This is a genomic window from Lactobacillus sp. C449L (assembly GCF_059900815.1).
Genome location: NZ_JBWXGA010000336.1, coordinates 1 through 426 on the forward strand (window position 1 = coordinate 1; position 426 = coordinate 426).

General features: G+C 58.7%; 1 pseudogene. It reads left to right on the forward strand.

From position 1 onward, the window contains the following. Nucleotides 1-384, forward strand: a pseudogene (locus AC2JF9_RS09650) (5-methyltetrahydropteroyltriglutamate--homocysteine S-methyltransferase); the annotation flags it as partial. Nucleotides 385-426: the final 42 nt, after the last annotated feature.

Consider the following 426-nt stretch of genomic DNA (forward strand, 5'->3'; position numbering starts at 1 on the left):
CATATGTGCTATTGCGAGTTCCATGACATGATCGACGCGATCGACCGCTTGGATGCGGACGTGATCTCGATCGAATCGTCTCGCAGTCACGGGGAGCTTATTGGCAGCTTCGAGCGAAACACATATACGAAAGGGATCGGTCTAGGCGTATACGATATCCACAGTCCGCGCGTTCCGCCGGTCGAGGAGATGACCGCTACGATCGAACGCGCCCTGCGGGCGCTCGACCCGAATCTGTTCTGGATCAACCCGGACTGCGGACTCAAGACGCGCGGATTCGAGGAAACACAGCGCGCACTGCGTAACATGGTTCAAGCGGCCGACATCGCCCGCCGGACATGGTCCGAACGGGACGAGCCGACCGAATCGGCGGCAAAGCGCTAAGGGTGGCCGACTATTGAAAAGAAGCCTGCAACGGCAACGAAT